This is a genomic window from Vibrio sp. 1180_3 (genome assembly GCF_029478545.1).
In the GTDB taxonomy this organism is placed as follows: domain Bacteria; phylum Pseudomonadota; class Gammaproteobacteria; order Enterobacterales; family Vibrionaceae; genus Vibrio; species Vibrio aestuarianus.
Genome location: NZ_SJFM01000278.1, coordinates 1 through 255 on the forward strand (window position 1 = coordinate 1; position 255 = coordinate 255).

General features: G+C 38.8%; 1 pseudogene. It reads left to right on the plus strand.

From position 1 onward, the window contains the following. A pseudogene (locus tag EYW48_RS22085) lies at positions 1–255 on the plus strand (amidohydrolase); the annotation flags it as partial.

Sequence of the window (255 nt, forward strand, 5' to 3'; positions counted from 1 at the left end):
AGAAAAAGACGGTAATCTGACCGCACGAGTGTCGTTGCGCCCTTGGATTTATCCTGCTGATTCTATGGAACCGCAACTAGCTTTTCTAAAGAAAATCCAATCAAGTGATACATCGAGTTTGCTATTAGTTGATCAAGTAAAAATGTATAGCGATGGTATTACAATAAACGGTACAGCAAAAACGCTGGCACCATATTTAGATACTTACATTCCAGACGAACCTTACGGAATTAATTATATTCCACCCAGCCAAAT